Source organism: Halomonas sp. RT37, assembly GCF_040070525.1.
Taxonomy (GTDB): Bacteria; Pseudomonadota; Gammaproteobacteria; order Pseudomonadales; family Halomonadaceae; genus Halomonas; species Halomonas litopenaei.
The window spans coordinates 2,422,808-2,441,098 of sequence record NZ_CP098827.1 but is presented as its reverse complement, the minus strand read 5'-3'; the positions used below and the strand labels follow the sequence as shown (position 1 = coordinate 2,441,098).

General features: G+C 62.8%; 17 protein-coding genes. 8 read left to right on the top strand and 9 right to left on the bottom strand.

Annotated elements, in window-relative coordinates; all coding sequences use genetic code 11:
- Position 1 precedes the first annotated feature (1 nt).
- The 4 genes from NFG58_RS10340 to gloB all read right to left on the bottom strand — a co-directional run bounded on the left by NFG58_RS10340 (position 2) and on the right by gloB (position 5,173).
- Positions 2-1,075 carry a microcin C ABC transporter permease YejB gene (locus NFG58_RS10340; RefSeq protein ID WP_083970510.1) on the bottom strand — a complete coding sequence of 358 codons (1,074 nt, stop codon included), beginning with the start codon at positions 1,073-1,075 and terminating at the stop codon, positions 2-4.
- Positions 1,076-1,265: 190 nt separating this feature from the next.
- Complete coding sequence (locus NFG58_RS10335; protein ID WP_213227913.1) at positions 1,266-3,092, bottom strand: extracellular solute-binding protein; 1,827 nt, start codon at positions 3,090-3,092, stop codon at positions 1,266-1,268.
- Between the two features lie 45 nt (positions 3,093-3,137).
- Positions 3,138-4,331, bottom strand: a complete 1,194-nt coding sequence (locus NFG58_RS10330) for a transglycosylase SLT domain-containing protein (RefSeq protein WP_348828099.1) — start codon at positions 4,329-4,331, stop codon at positions 3,138-3,140.
- 74 nt (positions 4,332-4,405) lie between these two features.
- Entirely contained in the window at positions 4,406-5,173 is a 768-nt protein-coding gene (gloB, locus tag NFG58_RS10325) for a hydroxyacylglutathione hydrolase (RefSeq protein ID WP_348828098.1), read from the bottom strand.
- Between the two features lie 208 nt (positions 5,174-5,381).
- Between gloB and NFG58_RS10320 the strand changes: the two genes are divergently transcribed.
- From NFG58_RS10320 to nudC, 4 genes are read left to right on the top strand one after another with little or no spacing between them, the layout of a single operon-like run.
- Positions 5,382-6,083 (top strand): methyltransferase domain-containing protein, encoded by a 702-nt coding sequence (locus tag NFG58_RS10320; RefSeq protein ID WP_231498691.1) that lies wholly within the window; start codon positions 5,382-5,384, stop codon positions 6,081-6,083.
- A 23-nt stretch (positions 6,084-6,106) separates the two neighbouring features.
- Positions 6,107-6,541 (top strand): ribonuclease HI, encoded by a 435-nt coding sequence (gene rnhA, locus NFG58_RS10315; RefSeq protein ID WP_231498692.1) that lies wholly within the window; start codon positions 6,107-6,109, stop codon positions 6,539-6,541.
- A 47-nt stretch (positions 6,542-6,588) separates the two neighbouring features.
- Positions 6,589-7,365 (top strand): DNA polymerase III subunit epsilon, encoded by a 777-nt coding sequence (gene dnaQ, locus NFG58_RS10310; RefSeq protein WP_253556376.1) that lies wholly within the window; start codon positions 6,589-6,591, stop codon positions 7,363-7,365.
- Positions 7,365-8,141 (top strand): NAD(+) diphosphatase, encoded by a 777-nt coding sequence (gene nudC / locus NFG58_RS10305; protein ID WP_348828097.1) that lies wholly within the window; start codon positions 7,365-7,367, stop codon positions 8,139-8,141. Before dnaQ ends, nudC begins: the two co-directional genes overlap by 1 nt.
- A gap of 38 nt (positions 8,142-8,179) precedes the next feature.
- On the opposite strand, the gene NFG58_RS10300 is transcribed toward nudC, so the two are convergent.
- The gene (locus NFG58_RS10300; RefSeq protein ID WP_045993717.1) at positions 8,180-8,488 is read right to left on the bottom strand and encodes an SCP2 sterol-binding domain-containing protein; all 309 of its coding nucleotides are present in this window, start codon (positions 8,486-8,488) and stop codon (positions 8,180-8,182) included.
- 143 nt (positions 8,489-8,631) lie between these two features.
- On the opposite strand from NFG58_RS10300, the gene sohB reads away from it, so the two are divergent.
- Entirely contained in the window at positions 8,632-9,663 is a 1,032-nt protein-coding gene (gene sohB / locus NFG58_RS10295; RefSeq protein ID WP_348828096.1) for a protease SohB, read from the top strand.
- 162 nt (positions 9,664-9,825) lie between these two features.
- On the opposite strand, the gene NFG58_RS10290 is transcribed toward sohB, so the two are convergent.
- Entirely contained in the window at positions 9,826-10,155 is a 330-nt protein-coding gene (locus NFG58_RS10290) for a metalloregulator ArsR/SmtB family transcription factor (protein WP_045993715.1), read from the bottom strand.
- Between the two features lie 711 nt (positions 10,156-10,866).
- Between NFG58_RS10290 and NFG58_RS10285 the strand changes: the two genes are divergently transcribed.
- Together NFG58_RS10285 and NFG58_RS10280 are read left to right on the top strand one after the other, a co-directional pair.
- Entirely contained in the window at positions 10,867-11,556 is a 690-nt protein-coding gene (locus NFG58_RS10285; RefSeq protein WP_045993714.1) for a 7-cyano-7-deazaguanine/7-aminomethyl-7-deazaguanine transporter, read from the top strand.
- A gap of 203 nt (positions 11,557-11,759) precedes the next feature.
- Positions 11,760-12,539 carry an alpha/beta fold hydrolase gene (locus tag NFG58_RS10280; protein ID WP_045993713.1) on the top strand — a complete coding sequence of 260 codons (780 nt, stop codon included), beginning with the start codon at positions 11,760-11,762 and terminating at the stop codon, positions 12,537-12,539.
- A gap of 86 nt (positions 12,540-12,625) precedes the next feature.
- Here NFG58_RS10280 and NFG58_RS10275 read toward each other — a convergent pair whose 3' ends face one another.
- On the bottom strand, positions 12,626-13,852 hold the full coding sequence (locus NFG58_RS10275; protein WP_052704430.1) for an ABC transporter substrate-binding protein: 1,227 nt from the start codon (positions 13,850-13,852) through the stop codon (positions 12,626-12,628).
- Positions 13,853-14,040: 188 nt separating this feature from the next.
- Here NFG58_RS10275 and NFG58_RS10270 point away from each other — a divergent pair, with 188 nt between their 5' ends.
- Complete coding sequence (locus NFG58_RS10270; protein WP_222569499.1) at positions 14,041-15,747, top strand: potassium/proton antiporter; 1,707 nt, start codon at positions 14,041-14,043, stop codon at positions 15,745-15,747.
- Positions 15,748-15,827: 80 nt separating this feature from the next.
- Here NFG58_RS10270 and NFG58_RS10265 read toward each other — a convergent pair whose 3' ends face one another.
- Together NFG58_RS10265 and gdhA are read right to left on the bottom strand one after the other, a co-directional pair.
- Entirely contained in the window at positions 15,828-16,604 is a 777-nt protein-coding gene (locus NFG58_RS10265) for a hypothetical protein (protein ID WP_124804776.1), read from the bottom strand.
- A 231-nt stretch (positions 16,605-16,835) separates the two neighbouring features.
- Entirely contained in the window at positions 16,836-18,188 is a 1,353-nt protein-coding gene (gdhA, locus tag NFG58_RS10260) for an NADP-specific glutamate dehydrogenase (RefSeq protein ID WP_045993711.1), read from the bottom strand.
- Positions 18,189-18,291 lie beyond the last annotated feature (103 nt).

Below are 18,291 nucleotides of genomic sequence, written 5' to 3'. Positions count from 1 at the left end.
ATCAGGATTCCCGTGTCTCGAAGTCGATGCGCGGATCCACCCAGACGTACGTCAGGTCGGATACCAGTTTGAGTATCAGGCCGATCAGGGTGTAGAGGTAGAGGGTGCCGAAGATCACCGGATAGTCACGCTGCATGACCGCCTCGAAGCCGAGCAGGCCCAGCCCGTTGAGCGAGAAGATCACCTCGATCAGCAGCGAGCCGGTGAAGAAGATCCCGATCAGCGCCGACGGCATCCCGGCAATGATGATCAGCATGGCGTTGCGGAAGACGTGGCCATAGAGCACCCGCCTGTCGCTGGCACCCTTGGCCCGGGCGGTCAGCACGTACTGGCGGTGGATCTCGTCGAGAAAGCTGTTCTTGGTCAGCATGGTCAGGGTGGCGAAGCTGCCGATGGCCGAGGCGCTGACCGGCAGCACGATATGCCACAGGTAGTCCTTGACCTTGCCCCAGGCGCTGAGCTCGGAAAAGTCCGGTGACGTCAGCCCTCGCAGCGGGAAGACGTCGAAGTAACTGCCGCCGGCGAACAGCACGATCAGCAGGATAGCGAACAGGAAGCCGGGAATGGCGTAGCCGACGATGACCAGGCCGGAGGTCCAGACATCGAAGGCGGAGCCGTGTCTCAGGGCCTTGCGTACCCCCAACGGGATCGACACCAGATACACCAGCAGGGTCGTCCACAGACCTAGCGAGATCGACACCGGAAGTCGCTCGAACATCAGGGTGGTGACCGCCTCGCCGCGAAAGAAGCTCTCGCCGAAGTCGAAGGTGGCGTAGTCCACCATCATGTCGATAAAGCGTTCATGGGCCGGCTTGTCGAAGCCGAACTGCTGCTCAAGCTGGGTGATGAACTGCTCGGGGATCCCGCGGCTGCCGCGAGACTCGCCGCTATCGATGGTCTCGCCGCCACCGCCCTGCAGGCGCGTACTGGCCTCGCTGGAAAAGCCCTCGAAACGTGCCAGCAACTGGTCGATGGGCCCGCCCGGCGCGGCCTGGACGATGATGAAGTTGAGCAGCATGATCCCCAGCAGGGTGGGGATCATCAGCAGCAGACGGCGCAGTACGTAGGCACCCACGGCATTTCCTTGAGGATTGGGTTTGCCAAGGCGAAGCGTCGTTTCGCACGACGCTTCGCACCACCAGAAACATTTTCTGTATCAGGGCCGCCGGCGTGGTCGGGCCTGCCGTTCGGGCTGGACACGTGCGCCTGCCCTCTGAATCTTTGACCTTCTTACCACAGCACAGCGCCCTTGGGCCGCCGTTGAATCAACGGCTACGCTGACGATCCTCGATGACCGCCTCGCGTTCAGGGTCTACCCACCAGGCGCTCAGGTCCAGCGTGTACTCGGGGAAGGGCTCCTGCCAGGCAAACTTGTCCCACACAGCGATGCGGTGGGCGGCCAGATGGAACTGCGGGACCACGTAGAAGCCCCAGCGCAGCACTCTGTCCAGCGCCTGGGCGGCGGTGTCCAGTGCCTGGCGCGAGTCGGCGGCGATCAGGCGATCGACCAGAGCGTCGATGACGGGATCCTTAAGGCCGATCAGATTCCGGCTCTGGGGGCGTTCGGCATACTCGCTGCCCCAGAACTCACGCTGTTCATTGCCGGGACTCAAGGACTGCGGAAAGCTGCCCACCACCATGTCGAAGTCGAAGCTGCGCAGACGATTGAGGTACTGATTGACGTCGACGGTACGGATATTGCCCTGCACCCCCAGTCGGGCCAGCCTTCGCAGCAGCGGTTGGGCGATGCGCTCGAACTGGGTGCTGTAAAGCAGGATCTCGACGTGCAGTGGCTCGCCATTCTCGGGGTCGATCATTACCCCGTCACGGGCCTCGTAGCCGGCCTCACGCAGGAGTTCCAGGGCCTTCCTCAGGCGTGGACGCATCTCCTGGGGCTGCTGCATCGGCAGTGGCTCGCTGAAGACGCTCTCCGGCAGCTGGTCGCGGAAGGGCTTGAGCAGTGCCAGCTCGTCTTCGGACGGCAAGCCGGTGGCTTCCATCTCGGAATTCTCGAAGTAGCTGTCGGTGCGCGCATAGGCATCGTAGAACAGGTTTCTGTTCAGCCAGGGGAAGTCGAAGGCAAGAGTGATCGCCTCGCGCACGCGGCGATCCTGAAACTTGGCCTTGCGCAGGTTCATGACGTAGGCCTGCATGCCGGCGGGCTGGCCGTCATGGACCTGAAGCTGCCTGACAAAGCCCTGCTCGCGCGCCGGGAAGTCGTAGGCCGTGGCCCAGTTGCTCGCGGAATTCTCGAGGCGGAAGTCGAGATTGCCGGCCTTGAAGGCCTCCAGTGCCACCGTCTGGTCGCGATAGTAATCGTAGATCAGCCGTCCGATATTGTGTCGGCCGACGTTGACCGGTACCTCGCTACCCCAGTAGTCGTCGACGCGCTCGTAGACGATGCGGCGGCCCGGATCGACCTCGGCGATCCGATAGGGGCCGGAGCCGAGCAGCGAATCGCGGGTCACCGCCTCGAAGTCGCGATCACGCCAGTAATGCTCGGGCAGGATCGGCATCTGGCCCAGGATCAGCGGTAGTTCACGGCTTTCGCTGTCACCGAGGTCGAAGTGCACGGTGTCGCTGTCGATGGCGGTGACGCTGTCGACATCGCTGTAGTAGGCGCGGTAGAAGGGCTGCCCCTTGGTGGTCAGCGTCTCGAAGCTGAATACCACGTCCTGGGCGTCCACGGGTTCGCCGTCATGGAAGCGCGCTTCGGGGCGCAGGTCGAACTCGACCCAGCGCCGTTCGGGGTCCAGGCGGATACCCTCGGCCAGGAGCCCATACATGGTGAAGGGCTCTCCCGGGTTCGATTCGAGCAGGGTGTCGTAGATCTGTGTAAGGCCAGAGGCTGGCGTGCCACGAACAATAAACGGATTGGTCGAATCGAAGCTGCCCTGGGCGGCGCGAATCAAATCACCGCCTGACGGAGCATCAGGATTGGCATGGGGAAAGTGGCGAAAGTCAGCCGGCAGGGCCGGCTCACCATAGAGCGGAAGGGCGTGCACGGTGGGCACGCTGGAAACGTCTGCGGCCTCGCTGGCGGTCGCCAGCAGGGCGCCCAGCAGGCAGGCGCCAATTGCCACCTGTCGCATGGCGGTGGAGTCCTTGTCCTGAGGGGCGCCACCGTGGCGCCCGCTTTACCGACCGGAAAGTGTCAGTTGCTGACCGGGTTGAAGAGCCTGCGGGTTGTCGATGCCATTCCAGCGTGCCAGGTCCCGAGGCGAGATGGAATGAAGCATGGCGATGCGGTTCAAGGTGTCTCCGCTCTCGACGACATGGGTCTCGTCGGAGGCGCTGGCCACTTCGATCTGCCCCAGGTTGCTCAAGGCATTGCGCAGGGTGGCGGCGCTCTCTGCCGGCACCAGAATCTGACGGGTGTGACGCGGGTTGACGTTGCGCGACTTGAGTCCGGGGTTCAGTTCGCTCAGCTCGTGGGTGGTCACTCCGGCCAGAGCGGCTGCCTTGTTCAACGAGATCGGTGCGGTGACCGAGACCTTGGCAAAGGCCGCCGAGCCGCTGATCTCCGGAAGATTGACGCCATAGCGCTCGGGATCATTGATGATCCGCGAGATGGCCATCAGCTTCGGCACGTACGCCATGGTCTCCGAGGGCAGGTTGAGATCCCAGTAGTCGCCGGTGAGTCCGCGGGCCTGTGCCGCACGGCGGGCATTGTTGACGGTGCCGGCGCCGGCGTTGTATGCCGCGAGTGACAACTGGAGGTCGCCCTCGTACCACTGATCCGCCTGCATCTCGATGTAGTCCAGGGCGGCGCGGGTGGAGGCCACGACATCATTGCGGCCATCCCAGGCACCATTGCGCTTGAGGCCGAGGGCGTCACCGGTACGCGGCATGATCTGCCACAGTCCGACGGCGCCAAAGTGGCTACGTGCCTTGGGATCGAAGGAGCTCTCGACGAAGGGGATCAGCGCGATCTCGCCCGGCAGACCACGTGATTCGACCTGCTGGGTGATCCAGGCGAGCCAGGGGCGGGCGCGCTCGGTGATCTCCGCCACGTTATGGGGGCTGTCCCGGTAGTAGTCGATCCATTCCTGCACGCGGGCATTGACCGGCTGGTCCTGCCACTGGAAATCCGCCCGCAGACTCGTCCACGCATCCTGCGGCTCGAGTTCCAGGGCATCCCAGAAATGGCGTGTCAGGTGTTGATGCGAAGGCGCGGCGCTTGCGTCAGCGCTGGTTCCGCCATATGGCATGGCGCCACCGGGGGGGAGTGGCGAGGCCTGGGATGTATAGGCACCGGCCATCAACGAGCCAAGGAGGGCCAGACTGCTGGCCGCGCCAAGAAGTCGTCTACGGGTCGTGTGAAATGTCATGCGTACAGAAACTCCTGGCCCGCGATGCTTATCGCGGGCGTCCTGTGGGACGATGGTTCAGGACGCCGAGCCGTTCAGAAGGAATCCTTCCAGGCTCTTAGCGTGGCAAAGGTGGCGTCCGTGCTATCGGTCGACCCATGGGCTGAGGCAGCGCGCTTGACATCTTCATCATCGCAACGAAGGAAGGGATTGATGCGGCGCTCACGTTCCATCGTTGTAGGCAGCGTGGGTCGGTCCAGATCTCGTGCCTTCTGACATTCGTCGAAGGCGGTGGCAACGTCGGGGTTGCCGGGGTTGGCCGCCTTCGCAAAAGCGAGGTTAGCCAATGTATATTCGTGCGCGGAGAATACCAGTGTATCCGCCGGCAGGGAATTCAGTCGGTCGAGGGACCCCTTCATCTGCTCCGGGGTACCTTCGAACAGGCGTCCGCAGCCACCGCTGAACAGGGTGTCCCCACAGAACAGCAGCGGCGGGATGCCTGCGGTAAAGAAGGCCAGATGGTCCAGGGTGTGCCCAGGCACCGCCATCACCTCGAACAGGCGGCCCATGACGCGAAACTCGTCACCGTCACGCACCATCTCGTCGACGCCTGCGATCTCGGGGTTATCCGGCCCGATCACCCGGGGCGAATAGCGCTGGATCAGTTCGGCAACGCCGCCGGTGTGGTCATGGTGGTGATGGGTCAGCAGGATGCAGCCCAGGCTCAGCCCTTCACGTTCGAGAAAGCGCAGAACAGGCTCGGCGTCACCGGGATCCACGACGCAGACCTCTTGACTCGAATCCTGGCGCAGCAGCCAGATATAGTTGTCGCTAAAGGCTGGAATCGGTGTCACGCTTAACATGGTCGGCAGGGTCCTCGGAGCGAGCCTTGAGCGGGCAGCCTCTAGCTGGGCGGCCGGCGCAGACTTCAGTAAACTTCGTTTTTTCGCCTTGCAAAATCAGACACTTTGGAGGCACAGGTCGACTATGTCAAATGCGTCGGAGCCGATGGAGCTCGCGTGCCTGGTGCGGCACGCTCGACGCTATTGGTCCAGCGACAGCGGATGCGCCGTGCGGCGTTCCGAGCGAGCCTGCCTGGGCCCGCTGGCCGAACGCTGGTGCGGCCAGCACGGTCTTGAAATGTCACTGGCCGAGCCACTGGCCGACATGAGCGCGGTTCGCCACTGGATACGGTGGTCTCCGACCAGGGAGCTGGCGGAAAGTTCCAGCACGCTGGTTTGCCGTCCTGAGCGCTTGGCACTGCCCGACGGAGCGATGGACGTGGTGGTGCTCAATCACTTGCTGGAGGTGGTGTCCCACCCCCACCAGCTTCTGCAGGAGGCCGCCCGGGTGGTCTCGCCGCAGGGGCGACTGGTGCTGCTCGGCTGGTCCCCGCTGTCATCGTCGGGCTTGATGAGGGTTCGGCCTCGCCGCCGGCGGCAGCTGCCGGGGCAGGGTGTATGGCGAACGCCGCGGACGATGAAGGACTGGCTTCAGTTTGTCGACTTCGAGATCGAGCGGGTAGACTACTGCCGATTTCGCCTGCCGGGGCTCGCCGGTGGCAATGGCATGCTGGAGACCCTTGGCCGGCGCCACAACCTGCCCCTGGGCGATTGTTATATCATCCAGGCTCGCTGCCGCTCGCAGCTGGCCTGTACCCAGGGAAAACGCCCGCTGTTCGGCTTGCCGGTCGGTAACACCGCACTCGGCACCACCAGGCTCGAGCCCAGTGTGCGGCAGACCCCCAAGCAGAAGAAGGTAGCAATGCGTTGACCACTCCCGATTCACTCCCTGTCGTGACCATTTACACCGACGGGGGTTGCCGCGGCAATCCCGGACCCGGCGGCTGGGGAGCGCTGCTGGAAAGCGGGGATCACCGCAAGTCGCTCAAGGGCGCCGAGCGTGATACCACCAACAACCGAATGGAGCTGACCGCCGCGATCATGGCGCTGAAGACGCTCAAGCGCGAGTGTCACGTGGATCTCTGGACCGATTCGGAGTATCTGCGCAAGGGCATCACCGAATGGATCCATGGCTGGATCAAGCGTGGCTGGAAGACGGCTTCCAGGCAGCCGGTGAAGAACGCCGATCTGTGGCGCGAGCTGCATGAGCAGACACGCCGACACCAGGTCAGCTGGCATTGGGTCAAGGGGCACAGCGGCCACCCTGGAAACGAGGCCGCCGACGCCCTGGTCAACGAGGCCATCGACGAGTTGCTGGAAGGCGCCTGACGCCGTCGGCCCACACCCCACAGCCCATCCGACTTCAGGGACCCAGAATGCGACAGATTGTACTGGATACCGAGACCACCGGTATCGAGACTCGCGACGGCCACCGTCTCATCGAGATCGGCGCCGTGGAGATGATAAACCGGCGTCTGACCGGAAATTCCTACCATCAATACATCAATCCCGAGCGTGAGATCGATGCCGAGGCGATCGGTGTCCACGGCATCACCAACGAGCGGGTCGCCAATGAGCCGGTGTTCGCCGAGGTGGCGGCCGACTTCTGGGAGTTTATCCGCGGGGCCGAACTGGTCATCCATAACGCGCCCTTCGATGTCGGCTTCATCGACCACGAATTCAAGCTGTTGAAGGCCACCCACCCCGAGCTATATGCAGGGCCCGTCAAGGATCACTGTCGTATCCTCGATACCCTGACCATGGCACGGGGACTGCACCCGGGGCAGCGCAACAGCCTCGACGCGCTTTGCAAGCGCTACGACATCGACAATGGTCACCGCGTGCTGCACGGGGCCTTGCTCGATGCCGAGATCCTGGCAGACGTCTATCTGGCGATGACCGGTGGACAGACCGCCCTGACCCTGGATGCGGGCAACGACAGCGACCAGCAGGCGGCGGTGCCCGGCGAGCTTTCGGTGCGTCGGCTGTCATTGGAGCCGGGGCGGCTGAGCGTGGTACGCCCGACGGAGCAGGAGATGGCGGCCCATCTGGCCAAGCTCGACAAGGTGCGTGGCAAGGCAGGTGAGTGTCGCTGGGACGACCTGGACCCTGCCTACGCCGGCCCCGGCAGCGCCACGCAGGACGGTGCCTGATGCTGCATCGAGAGCTGCCAAGAGGTGTCGAGTCGGGCCGTATCATTCGCCTGGCGAAAGGCTGTATGGCGCCTGGCCTGGACAATACGCCGCTGGGGTCGGTCGAGCCCTGGGATGAGCGTGTTCAGCCGTTGTGCTGGTGGTCGGACGAACCGGTGGGGCTGCGTCTTGAAGACAGCCCAGGCGCCGACTGGCCAGACGGTCGTAGCTGGCTGTCGAGGTTGCCCGAGTCATGGTACGGGCTGGTGTCAACGGCGCTGCAGGTGGGCGCCTGGATGGACAACCATCGCTTCTGCGGGCGTTGCGGCAGCCAAGCGAGACGCCTGGAACACGAGTTTGCGATGCACTGCGACAATTGCGGTCATCGCAACTACCCGCGCATCTCGCCCTGCATCATCACCCTGGTGACCCATGGGGAGTCGCTGTTGCTGGCTCGTAGCCCGCGTTTTCCACCCGGACGCTATTCCACCCTGGCAGGATTCATCGAACCGGGAGAGTCGGCGGAGCAGGCGGTGCATCGCGAGGTCCACGAGGAGGTCGGTCTGAAGCTGGGGCGGCTGCGTTATATTCGCAGTCAGGCCTGGCCTTTCCCCCACTCCCTGATGCTGGGCTATCTGGTCGAGGCGGCAAGCCGACGCATCGTGATCGACGGCCACGAGATCGAAGACGCCGCCTGGTTCTCGCCACGACAGCTACCGCAGTTGCCGCCGCTCTATTCGATCTCGCGGGAGTTGATCGAGTTGCACCTGTCGGAGGTGCGTGACGGTCGGTCCTGACGGGCAGTCGCCGGGAGGAGCCACTGCCCATTTGAGCATCACTTCTCGGGAAACAGCTCGGTCAGGCGGGTCGCCAGCATGATATTGCCGGTCGCCTTGAGCTTGCCGGTCATGAAGGCTGTCATGCCGTTGATATCACCGGTCATGATGCCCTTGAGGGTGTCGCTGCTCATGCTCAGGCTGACAGAGGGATCGTCGTGCTCGCCCTGCTGGATGTCCAGTGCGCCATCGTCGATGACGACATAGTGATCCTCGGTATCGCTGAAATGGAACTGGAATATCTCGTGCATGCCCTGGGCTGCGTCGGGATTGAAGCGAGAGCGTAGCGTATCGAGTGTCTGTGACATGAGAATTCCTTGCAGTTGTGTGAGTCGCTGTCAGGCAGCGTATTTCAAACGAATGTTTCAATCAAGGCCGGGCGCCGTTCAGGGCCTATGACCGTCAAGGTCCAGGTCTTTGCAGAAGCGTGCCGGCTGACAGGGAGAGAGCGATGGAAGACTGGCTGGGTGAGATCCTGACCTTTTTTGTTCAGCTGCTGCTGGTGGCAGGGGTCGTGCTGTTGGCGCTGATCGTGCTTGCCCGGGCCAAGGGTGGCGGCAGTGTACCCAGGGAGCAACTCAGGATCGAGGACCTGGGTCAGCGTCAGCGTCAGTGGCGTGAGCGTTTGATACACGCCAGGACAGGCACAGAAAAGCGGTCTCGCCTGCGCTGGCCGTGGCGTCGGGATACAAAGCCCAGGCAGGATGAAGCCGTGGCATCGAGCGCCACCACCTGGGTGATCGATTTTCATGGCAACCTCAAGGCCAGCGGCGTGGACCGCCTGGCTCGCGAAGTGTCCTTGCTGCTTGGTGTGGCTAAGGAAGGGGACGAGGTGGTCATTCGGCTGGAGAGCCCCGGAGGCCTGGTCCACACCTATGGGCAGGGGGCGGCGGAACTGCACCGGCTCACCGAGGGGGGCCTCAAGACCACGGTCTGCGTGGATAAGGTAGCGGCCAGCGGCGGCTACCTGATGGCGTGCAACGCACAACGCATCCTGGTGGCCCCGTTTGCGGTAATCGGCTCCATCGGCGTGGTGGCCCAGATCCCGAATGTCCACCGCCTGCTCAAGCGCCATGACGTCGATGTGGAGCTGGTGACCGCCGGGCGCTACAAGCGCACGCTCACCGTGCTGGGCGAAAACACCGAGGAAGGCAGAGACAAGCTGCAGGCGGACCTCGACGCCATCCATGCCAAGTTCAAGGACTACGTCGACCAGCGCCGCTCCGGCGTGGATATCGACGCCGTGTCCACCGGCGAGGTCTGGTACGGAGAAGAGGCCGTGTCCAGAGGGTTGGCGGATGAGGTCACCACCAGCGAGGCTTATCTCAGCAAGGCGATGGAGCGTGGCAAGGTGCTGAGCCTGAGGCTTGCGGCGGTGCCATCACTGGCCGAGCGTCTTGGTTTTTCCGCCTCTGGCATGGTCGAGCAGGCGCTCGATCGGGTGGAAGAGCGTGTCGATGCGTCCGGCTGGGAGCATCGGTAGGCGAAGCGCGCGTCGCGGTTCGCAATATTGGATCGCAATACTGCCTGATCTGAGCCGCCCCAGCTCCGCCTGCCCGTGTCGTTCTGTCCATCGAGCGAGCCCGATGCCCTCCAGCGAGGGCTATCGGGTGCGAAGCGCCTGACCAGAGTCTGTGGTCGCGCTTCAGTCGTCGTTGGCTGCGTTCATCTTGACGATGGCGGCGATCATGATGCTCGCGCTGTCGCCTTGCAGTGAGTAGTAGATGGTCTGGGAGGAGCGCCGAGTACTGACCAGCTCGGCTCGCCTGAGGATGGCAAGGTGCTGGGATAGGGCCGACTGGCTCAGGCTCAGGCGTTGATTGAGCTCTGTCACGGACAGCTCGTTGCCTTCAAGTAGACACAGGATTCGTAGGCGATTGTCGTTGGCGATGGCTTTCAGCAGGCCGCTCGCTCTGTCTACCACGGCATCTCCACCCTCAAGCAGGCGGCCGGCAACACGTTGTGAGCTGTTCATCAGCACTCTCCCTTGCAGCGGTGACTGACACGAATTTCACCCGTTGGACGTCGTGGCGCTAGGCGCCACCCGAGAGGGACGGCAATAGGGATCGAGGTGTTGTGCATGGATGGCTTGTCATCCTCATCGAAGAGATCCGCTAGTCGGATTCGGCGTATCCGGCTCCACGGAATAGTGTTGGTCCGGGGCGCAGGACTCCTTTCATTTGGTCGCTGATGAAAGCCGAAGCCTTTCTTTCCGTTAGTGATTAAGAAACTTCTCAATAATAGCGCATTGTTGAAGTAAACGCGTCTTAAACGCGTGTTTGTGACCGTTTCGGCAGAATTAGATAATAAGTTTTTCAAAATGTGTCCACCGCGTTGTTTCTTGTATTTGTATTTAGCAGACTGACAATATTGTGCAATATCAGGTTTCTCTAGGTATCCTGTATGGCACATCTGGTGCCTGGATCTGCAGTTATCTGATTTTGCCCGTCTACCCGGGGTGGCCTGTGGGTAAACGGGAAGGGGTCGAGCAAGGGAGTGCTGGCAAGGCGCAGGCTTGTCTCGTATAATTTGTGCCGCCAAATTTGCACCCCACGCGGTGGCGCGAGACTTTTCGCCATCCGGCTCGAAATCTTGCGCCATCCAGAGGTATCGCAGCCAAGCGTGCCTGTAGCCGTATTGTGGTTGTTCCCAGGGTTCCCTCACCCCTTGCGAAAAAGGAATCATGATGTTCACTCTGTCCTTCGAACAGCGCCGCCGTCTGCTGGCGTTGATGGTCGTTTTCCATATCGTCGTTATCGCCGCCAGCAACTACCTGGTCCAGTTGCCGTTTACGGTGTTTGGCTTGCACACGACCTGGGGCGCTTTCAGCTTTCCCTTCATCTTCCTGGCCACCGATCTGACGGTACGCCTGTTCGGCAAGGGGCCGGCGCGCGCTATCGTGATGCGCGTGATGCTGCCCGCGCTGGTGGTGTCGTACGTTGTCTCGGTGGTCTTCCCGCAGGGCGGCTTCGCTGGCCTTGCAGCCTTCGATGGTTTCGATCTGTTTGTCGCCCGGATCGCACTGGCCAGTTTCATGGCCTACCTGCTCGGACAATTGCTCGACGTGCAGGTCTTCGACCGGCTCAGGCGACTCAAGCACTGGTGGGTGGCGCCGGCGGCGTCGACCCTGGTCGGTAATCTGGTGGATACCGTGGCGTTCTTCTCCATCGCCTTCGAGGCTGGCCCTGACCCGTTCATGGCGCAGCATTGGCCAGAAATCGCAGCGGTCGACTACGCCATCAAACTTGCGATCAGTCTGGCCTTTTTCCTGCCCCTGTACGGCGTGCTGCTGCGTTATCTGAGCCAGCGACTGGTGGCGGTGACCGGCAGTCAGGACGTCTGGCCGGAGCAGGTCGCTCGGGGAGAGGGACGCTGATAAGGGCCTCGATCCCCGGCGGTTGAGCCTGCTGGGCCGGTGTTACGATCTGGTTCCGATCTAGCCCCGCCCTGGTTTGCTCTGGTCGTGCTTGCAGCCTGGCTCCGCGCCCCGCCTGGCACGTTCAGTACTATGCTGGTGTCGTGAAGTACGACGTTCTACCGGCTCTCTTCCAACCTTCGATCGCTCAAAGGAGTGCAGCTATGACGGTTTCCCTGGAATATACGGACAGTGGTGGTCAGGGAGAGCCATTGGTCATCGTTCATGGCCTGCTGGGTAGCGCCGACAACTGGCGCTCCCATGTGAAACAGTGGTCGGGCGAGCGCCGTGTGATCGCCCTGGATCTTCGCAATCATGGCCGTTCTCCTCATGCCGAGGGTATGGACTATGACCAGATGGCCGAAGACGTGGCAGCGGTGATGGACCGCTGCGGCGTCACCAGAGGGCACCTGCTTGGCCACTCCATGGGCGGCAAGGTGGTGATGACCCTGGCCAGGCTGCACCCTGAGCTGGTGGCGTCGCTGATCGTTGCCGATATCGCGCCGGTCGCCTATGAACACCGTCACGATAGCGTCTTCAGCGCACTGCGGCGTGTCGAACAGGGTGAGCCTACCGACCGGCGAGAGGCCGATGCCTTGATGGCTGAGGTGATCGACGACAAGCCCACCCGCATGTTTCTGGCTACCAATCTGGTGCGCGACGACGATCGCGTACTACGCCTAAGGGTCAATCTCGATGCGATCGAAGCCGGCTACGGCCAGATCATGGCACCGCCCGGTGGCGAAGGAAGCATCGATGTGCCGACGCTGGTGTTGCGCGGTAGTCGCTCCGACTACGTCGCCGATGACCTGCTTGAGTCGCTGCGCGCCGTCCTGCCCAGGGCCGAAGTCAAGACCCTGGACGCTGGTCACTGGCTGCACACCGAGCGGGCGCAGGAGTTTCAGGAGCAAGTGGCCGAATTTCTGGCCTCTCTGGACGACTAGCCAGTGCAATCAAGGCGCCGGTGATTGGCCGGGGTCCTGGTCCAGGTGCCGCTGATTAGCCGGGGTGCTTGCCCAGGCGCCAGTGATTAGCCGGGGTCCTTGCCCAGGCGCGAGATCGGGGTCAAGCGTTCGACGATCTTCTGGTCATGTAGATAGCGCTCCAGGCGACGATAGCGGCCGTGGTCCATGGCGCCGGGGCGCAGGCTGAGTCGGCGCCTGATGTCGGGCCAGGCCTCGGCATTGGCGGGGCTGTCCATGGTCGGCTCGAGTCGAGTCATGATCTCCCAGCTCGCGGCGGGATGGTCGATGATCCAGCGTGTGGCTTGTTCCAGTGCGTCGACGAAGGCGCGAATGGCGTCCTTCTGTGCCTGAAAGTGGTCCTGGTTGGCCACGACGACCAGGCCGTCATGCACCGGGATACCCAGTGTCTCGGTCGGCATGGCGCGGGTAGCGATGCCGAGGTCGGCGAGCTCTCGCGGCAGAGACAGTGCCGCGCCGCCGATAAAGGCATCGATCCAGCCTTCGTTCATCGCGCGTATCACGCTGAAGTGCACGTCCTTGGCCTCGACATGGGACAGGTTCAATCCTTCGTGTTGAAGGATGGCCCTGAGCAAGACGTCTTGTCCCGCGCGCTGCGCGTAGCCGATCCGGTGATCGATCAGTCCCAGCACCGAGTCGATGTCCGCATCTTCGCGTACCAGCAGCGCCGACAGTGGCAATTCGCTCAAGGTGGCTACCCTGATGATGGGGCGCCCCTGGTCCACCAGCCGGTGCAGGGTCAGCTGGTCGGTCAGTGCCAGATCCGCCTGGGATGCCGCCACCAGCTTGGCAGGTACGTCGGGATCGGCGGGGGTCTGCAGCACGACGTTCAGTCCGCGCCGCGAGAACAGCCCCCTCTCCTGAGCCACCAGCAAGGCAGCGTGCTGCGGCCCGGGTGACCATTCCAGCACTAGAGTCAGCTCGGTGACCGGTGGCGGTGCGATCGGATCGGCAGGAGCCGCCGTGGCCGACGGTGCCACCGGCATCGCGGGCGTGTCGATACCGGGTCCACCAGGCAATCCACGGTAGCGCTCGAGGATATCGCTCACCACCGCCGCTTCGGCGCTTGTAGGGGGCGTTCCGCCGATCTGCTCGGAAGAAGTCTCGACCTGTTGCTCCTGGGCAAGGGGCGGGGCTGCCTGTTGCTGCGCTGCGGCTTCAGCGGGCGCCTCCGGCTCGGCCAGGGCAGGGGGCAACGCGCCGAGGCTTGCCAGCAGCAAGCTCAAGCCCGCAAGCCGGATTAGCCGGTGTTGCCTGGGCGACGACTTGGGCATCAACAATCTCCATGGGTCAGGCATTCGTACCAGCGCGCTAGTGTATCCAAGGGCGAGCTTCGTTCACCAGCGGCATCCATCAACATCCTGGTAATTCGAAGTGCGCTCGATGAATCACGTTACACTCGACAGATCGCGGCGTGGGGCCGGGCGTGAGACAATCATGATGAACGTTGCAAGGGATGCGCATGGATTCGATCAATAGTCTCTTTCTTCTGTGTGGAACGCTGATTGCGCTGAGTGTGCTGGCCAGTCGGCTTTCCGCTCTGGCCGGTGTGCCACTGCTGGTGCTGTTCCTGATACTCGGCATGCTGGCGGGTGAAGACGGCCTGCTGGGTATCGACTTCGACAACTACTCGCTGGCCTTTGTCATCGGCCATCTCGCCCTGGCGATGATCCTGCTGGATGGTGGCCTGAGGACACGGCTCAAGACCTTTCGCGTCGGTTTCAAACCCGCCCTGGGGCTCGCTACCGTCGGGGTCTTCATCACCAGCGGTCTGGTCGGTCTGCTGGCGATGTGGGTCTTCGATCTATCGTTGCTGCAGGGCCTGCTGGTCGGGGCCATCGTCGGTTCTACCGACGCTGCGGCGGTCTTCTCGATGCTCAGTGGCAGAGGGCTCAACCTCAACGAACGGGTCGGCGCCACCCTGGAAATCGAGTCCGGCACCAACGATCCCATGGCGATCTTTCTTACCCTGGTGCTGGTCGAGGCGCTGGTGGGGGACCTCGGTGGCCCCCTGGACATGCTGCTGTTCTTCGTTCAGCAGTTCGCCATGGCCATCGCCATCGGGCTTGGCGCGGGCTGGCTGATCGGTCGCTTGCTGCGCTATGTGGATCTTGCGCCGGGCCTTTACTCGCTGCTGGCCCTGGCGTTGGGGTTCTGCGTCTTTGGCTTGACCAGTGCCCTGGGGGGCAGTGGCTTCCTGGCGATTTATCTGGCCGGGTTGATGATCGGCAATCAACCGGGGCGGCACCTCAACTTCATCTTGCCGGTGCATGACGGACTGGCCTGGCTAAGTCAGATCGGGCTATTTCTGGTGCTTGGCTTGCTGGTGACACCTTCGGCACTGCTGGAAGTGCTGTTACCGGCTTCGATCGTGGCCCTGGCGCTGATCTTCGTGGCGCGTCCGTTGGCGGTGGTGCTGACGCTCAAGCCATTTTTCCATTTCCGCTGGCGCGAGGTGGGTTTCATTTCCTGGGTGGGACTTCGCGGTGCCGTGCCCATCGTGCTGGCGATCTTTCCTGTCATCGGTGGCGTCGAGCAAGCTGGCCTCTACTTCAATGTGGCCTTCGCGGTGGTGTTGCTGTCGCTGTTGATCCAGGGCGGAAGCTTGCCCTGGATGGCACGCCGCATGAAGGTCATGGTGCCGGACAGTGCCACTCCCAATCATCGGGGGCCACTTGGCATCCTGCCTGAAAACGACTTCGAGATGTTCGTCTACAAGGTCGAAAATGCCGATCTCGAAGACGTCCCGATTCGGCTGCTGCGCTTTCCCTCAGGTGCCTTGATCTCTGCCCTGTTCCGCCAGCACGTGATGCTGCACCCCAAGGGCAGTACACAGTTGCGCATCGACGATATCATCTGTGTCATCGGCAAGAGCGACGATCTGCCAGCATTGAACCGGCTGTTCAACGGCGACGCCAAGCATCGCCAGCAGCGAGCCTTCTTCGGCACCTTTACCCTGGATGCGGACGCCAGGATGGGCGATGTGGCCGATGCCTATGCGTTGACCCTGAGCCCCGGCGAGGCCTCGCTGACACTGGGTGAATTCATGGGACTACGCTTGGGCGGGCATCCGGTGGTAGGCGACGACGTCGACTGGCATGGCATCCACTGGGTGGTGAGCGAGATGGAAGGCAACCATATCACCCGTGTGGGTCTGCGCCTCTACTGAGGCGCAGCGTTCCAGTATCGGAAAGAATCGAGCGGGGTCTGTCGAGAAAGCCCCTTGCCAAGATGCCCTGGAAGAGCCCGTCAGGGCACCAGCAACTTGAACTGCAGCGAAAATTGGTCTTCGGGCACGGCGTAGTCGTCGGCGAAGTTGTGTTCATACAGACCACTGATCTGCAGCGGGGAGTCTCCCAGCTTTACCAGTTTGCTGAGTCGGCCACCCACGGGCAGGCTGCTCCAGTCGCTGTGCTCCCAGTCGTAGGTGATGTTCATCTCCGAAGTGCCCACTGACCAGCCCTGGCCGAGCCCGAGATTGATGATGGGCTGCAGGATGCTCAGGTTGACGTCCTCGCGATCGTCCTCACCGGCGACACTGAAGATGTTCTGGTTGAAGGCGCCATACAGGAAGGAGCCCCGCGAGGCCGCAAACCCGACCGCCGGACCCAGACCCCACTGTTCGGCGCCACGATGCTCACCGCCGGTCGGCAGAAGGGCGACCACACCGAAGCCAGAACGACCCCAGGAGTGTTCGAAGGTGGTGAGGTCGAACACCGTAGAATCGCTAAGGCCGGTGGAACCGCCGGGATCCTCGGTCAGTGAGGGCACCGTCAGGCGAAAGATGTGCTGGTGGCCCGCCAGCCGGTAGGGCAGCGCCGTTCTGAACTGTACGATGTTCTGTGAATCATTGGTGCCGTGGACTTCCGGGCTCCAGGAATTCTGTAGCTGGAAGTTCATCAGTGGCGCAGTGGGGTCGGAGGCGGCCTGTCCGAGTTCCTGCTCGGCCAGGACGCCGGGGCTGATCGCCAGTGTGCCGATCAGCAGCGCGGCACCAACGGATCTGCTGGCTAACGGAACGTTCACCCTCAGGCCATTCTGTTCGCAGAGCTCGCCGCCCCGAATCCTGACTCTTCCCTGATGCATCCCGACATTCCCCCAGCCGATGAGAGAGCCCCTGCAACGCGGGCTCGATTGCTATTTCGGCATAGTGTAGTCGGTCTTGCATGTAATATGCGTTTTTGTGCTTATCTGCCGGCGGGCGGATCGGCAGGGTCCTTGTTGCCAACCGTCCCCCGGACAAACCTGTCCCAGGATTTACCAGGCCCCCTGGTCGATCATGGCATTGGCGACGCGCCTGAATCCCGCAATGTTGGCGCCCAGCACCAGGTTGTGGGGCTCGCCGAATTCCTCTGCGGTGGACGCACAGCAGCGATGGATATTGGCCATGATCGCCTGGAGGTGGGCATCGACCTTCTCCAGCGGCCAGATCTGCATGCTGGCGTTCTGCGCCATTTCCAGTTGACTGGTGGAGACGCCGCCGGCGTTGGCCGCCTTGCCGGGGGCGTAGGCGATGCGGGCCTCCAGCAGACGGTCCACCGCCAACGGCAGGGTCGGCAGGTTGGCCCCCTCGCATAGACACTCGAGCCCATTGGCGAGCATCGCCTCGGCGTCGGCCAGGGTGACCTCGCCCTGGGTCGCGCAGGGAAAGGCGACCTGGCCAGGGATGCGCCAGACGGCGTGGCCGTCGGCGGGGTAGTCGTCCAGCGCAATGAAGCGGGCCCGGGGGTGATCCTTCAGGTAGCCTTCAAGCGAGACGCGCTCGACCTCCTTCAAGCGCTTGAGAGCCTCCAGATCGATGCCGTCCGGGTCGTGGAGGCAGCCACCGGAATCGCTGCAGGTGACCGGCAGGGCATCCAGCTGATGGAGCTTCTCGATGGTATAGATGGCGACATTGCCCGCGCCGGAGACCAGGCAGGTCTTGCCGCGCAGTTCTTCACCCCGGGCTGCCAGCATGTGCTGGGCAAAGTAGGCGGCGCCGTAGCCGGTGGCCTCCTTGCGGCCCAGCGATCCGCCCCAGTCCAGCCCCTTGCCGGTAATCACCCCTTCGTGACGTCGCGTCAGTCGCTTGTACTGGCCATAGAGGTAGCCGATCTCTCTGGCGCCGACGCCGATATCGCCCGCAGGGACATCCACGGTGGGCCCAAGATGATCCACCAGTTGGGTCATGAACGCCTGGCAGAAGCGCATGATTTCCCCGTCGGAGCGTCCGCGCGGGTCGAAGTTGGCGCCGCCCTTGGCGCCACCGAGCGCGAGCCCGGTCAGAGCGTTCTTGAAGATCTGCTCGAACCCGAGAAACTTGATGATGCTGGCGTTGACGCTGGGGTGAAAGCGAAGGCCCCCCTTGTAGGGGCCGAGAGCCGAGTTGAACTGGACACGGTACCCCTTGTTGACCTGGATCTTGCCGTTGTCGTCGGTCCAGCAGACGCGAAACATCAGCTGGCGCTCGGGCTCCACCAGTCGCTCGATGATGGCGTGCTCGAGGTAGCGGGCGTCTGACTCCAGCAGGGGCCTCAGGGACGCCAGGATCTTCTCTGCAGCGGCATAGAACTCCGCCTGGGCGGGACTGGTGGCTTTCAGCCCTTCCAGAGTGTTGTGCAGGTAATCCACGGCCGCGTCTCCTTTCTTGAGGCTTCCTTCGGCGTTGTGCCGTCGCTGGCTCGTTCACTATAGGAGTGGGGCGGCTGGTCAGACAGCAGGATGCGCTTTATGG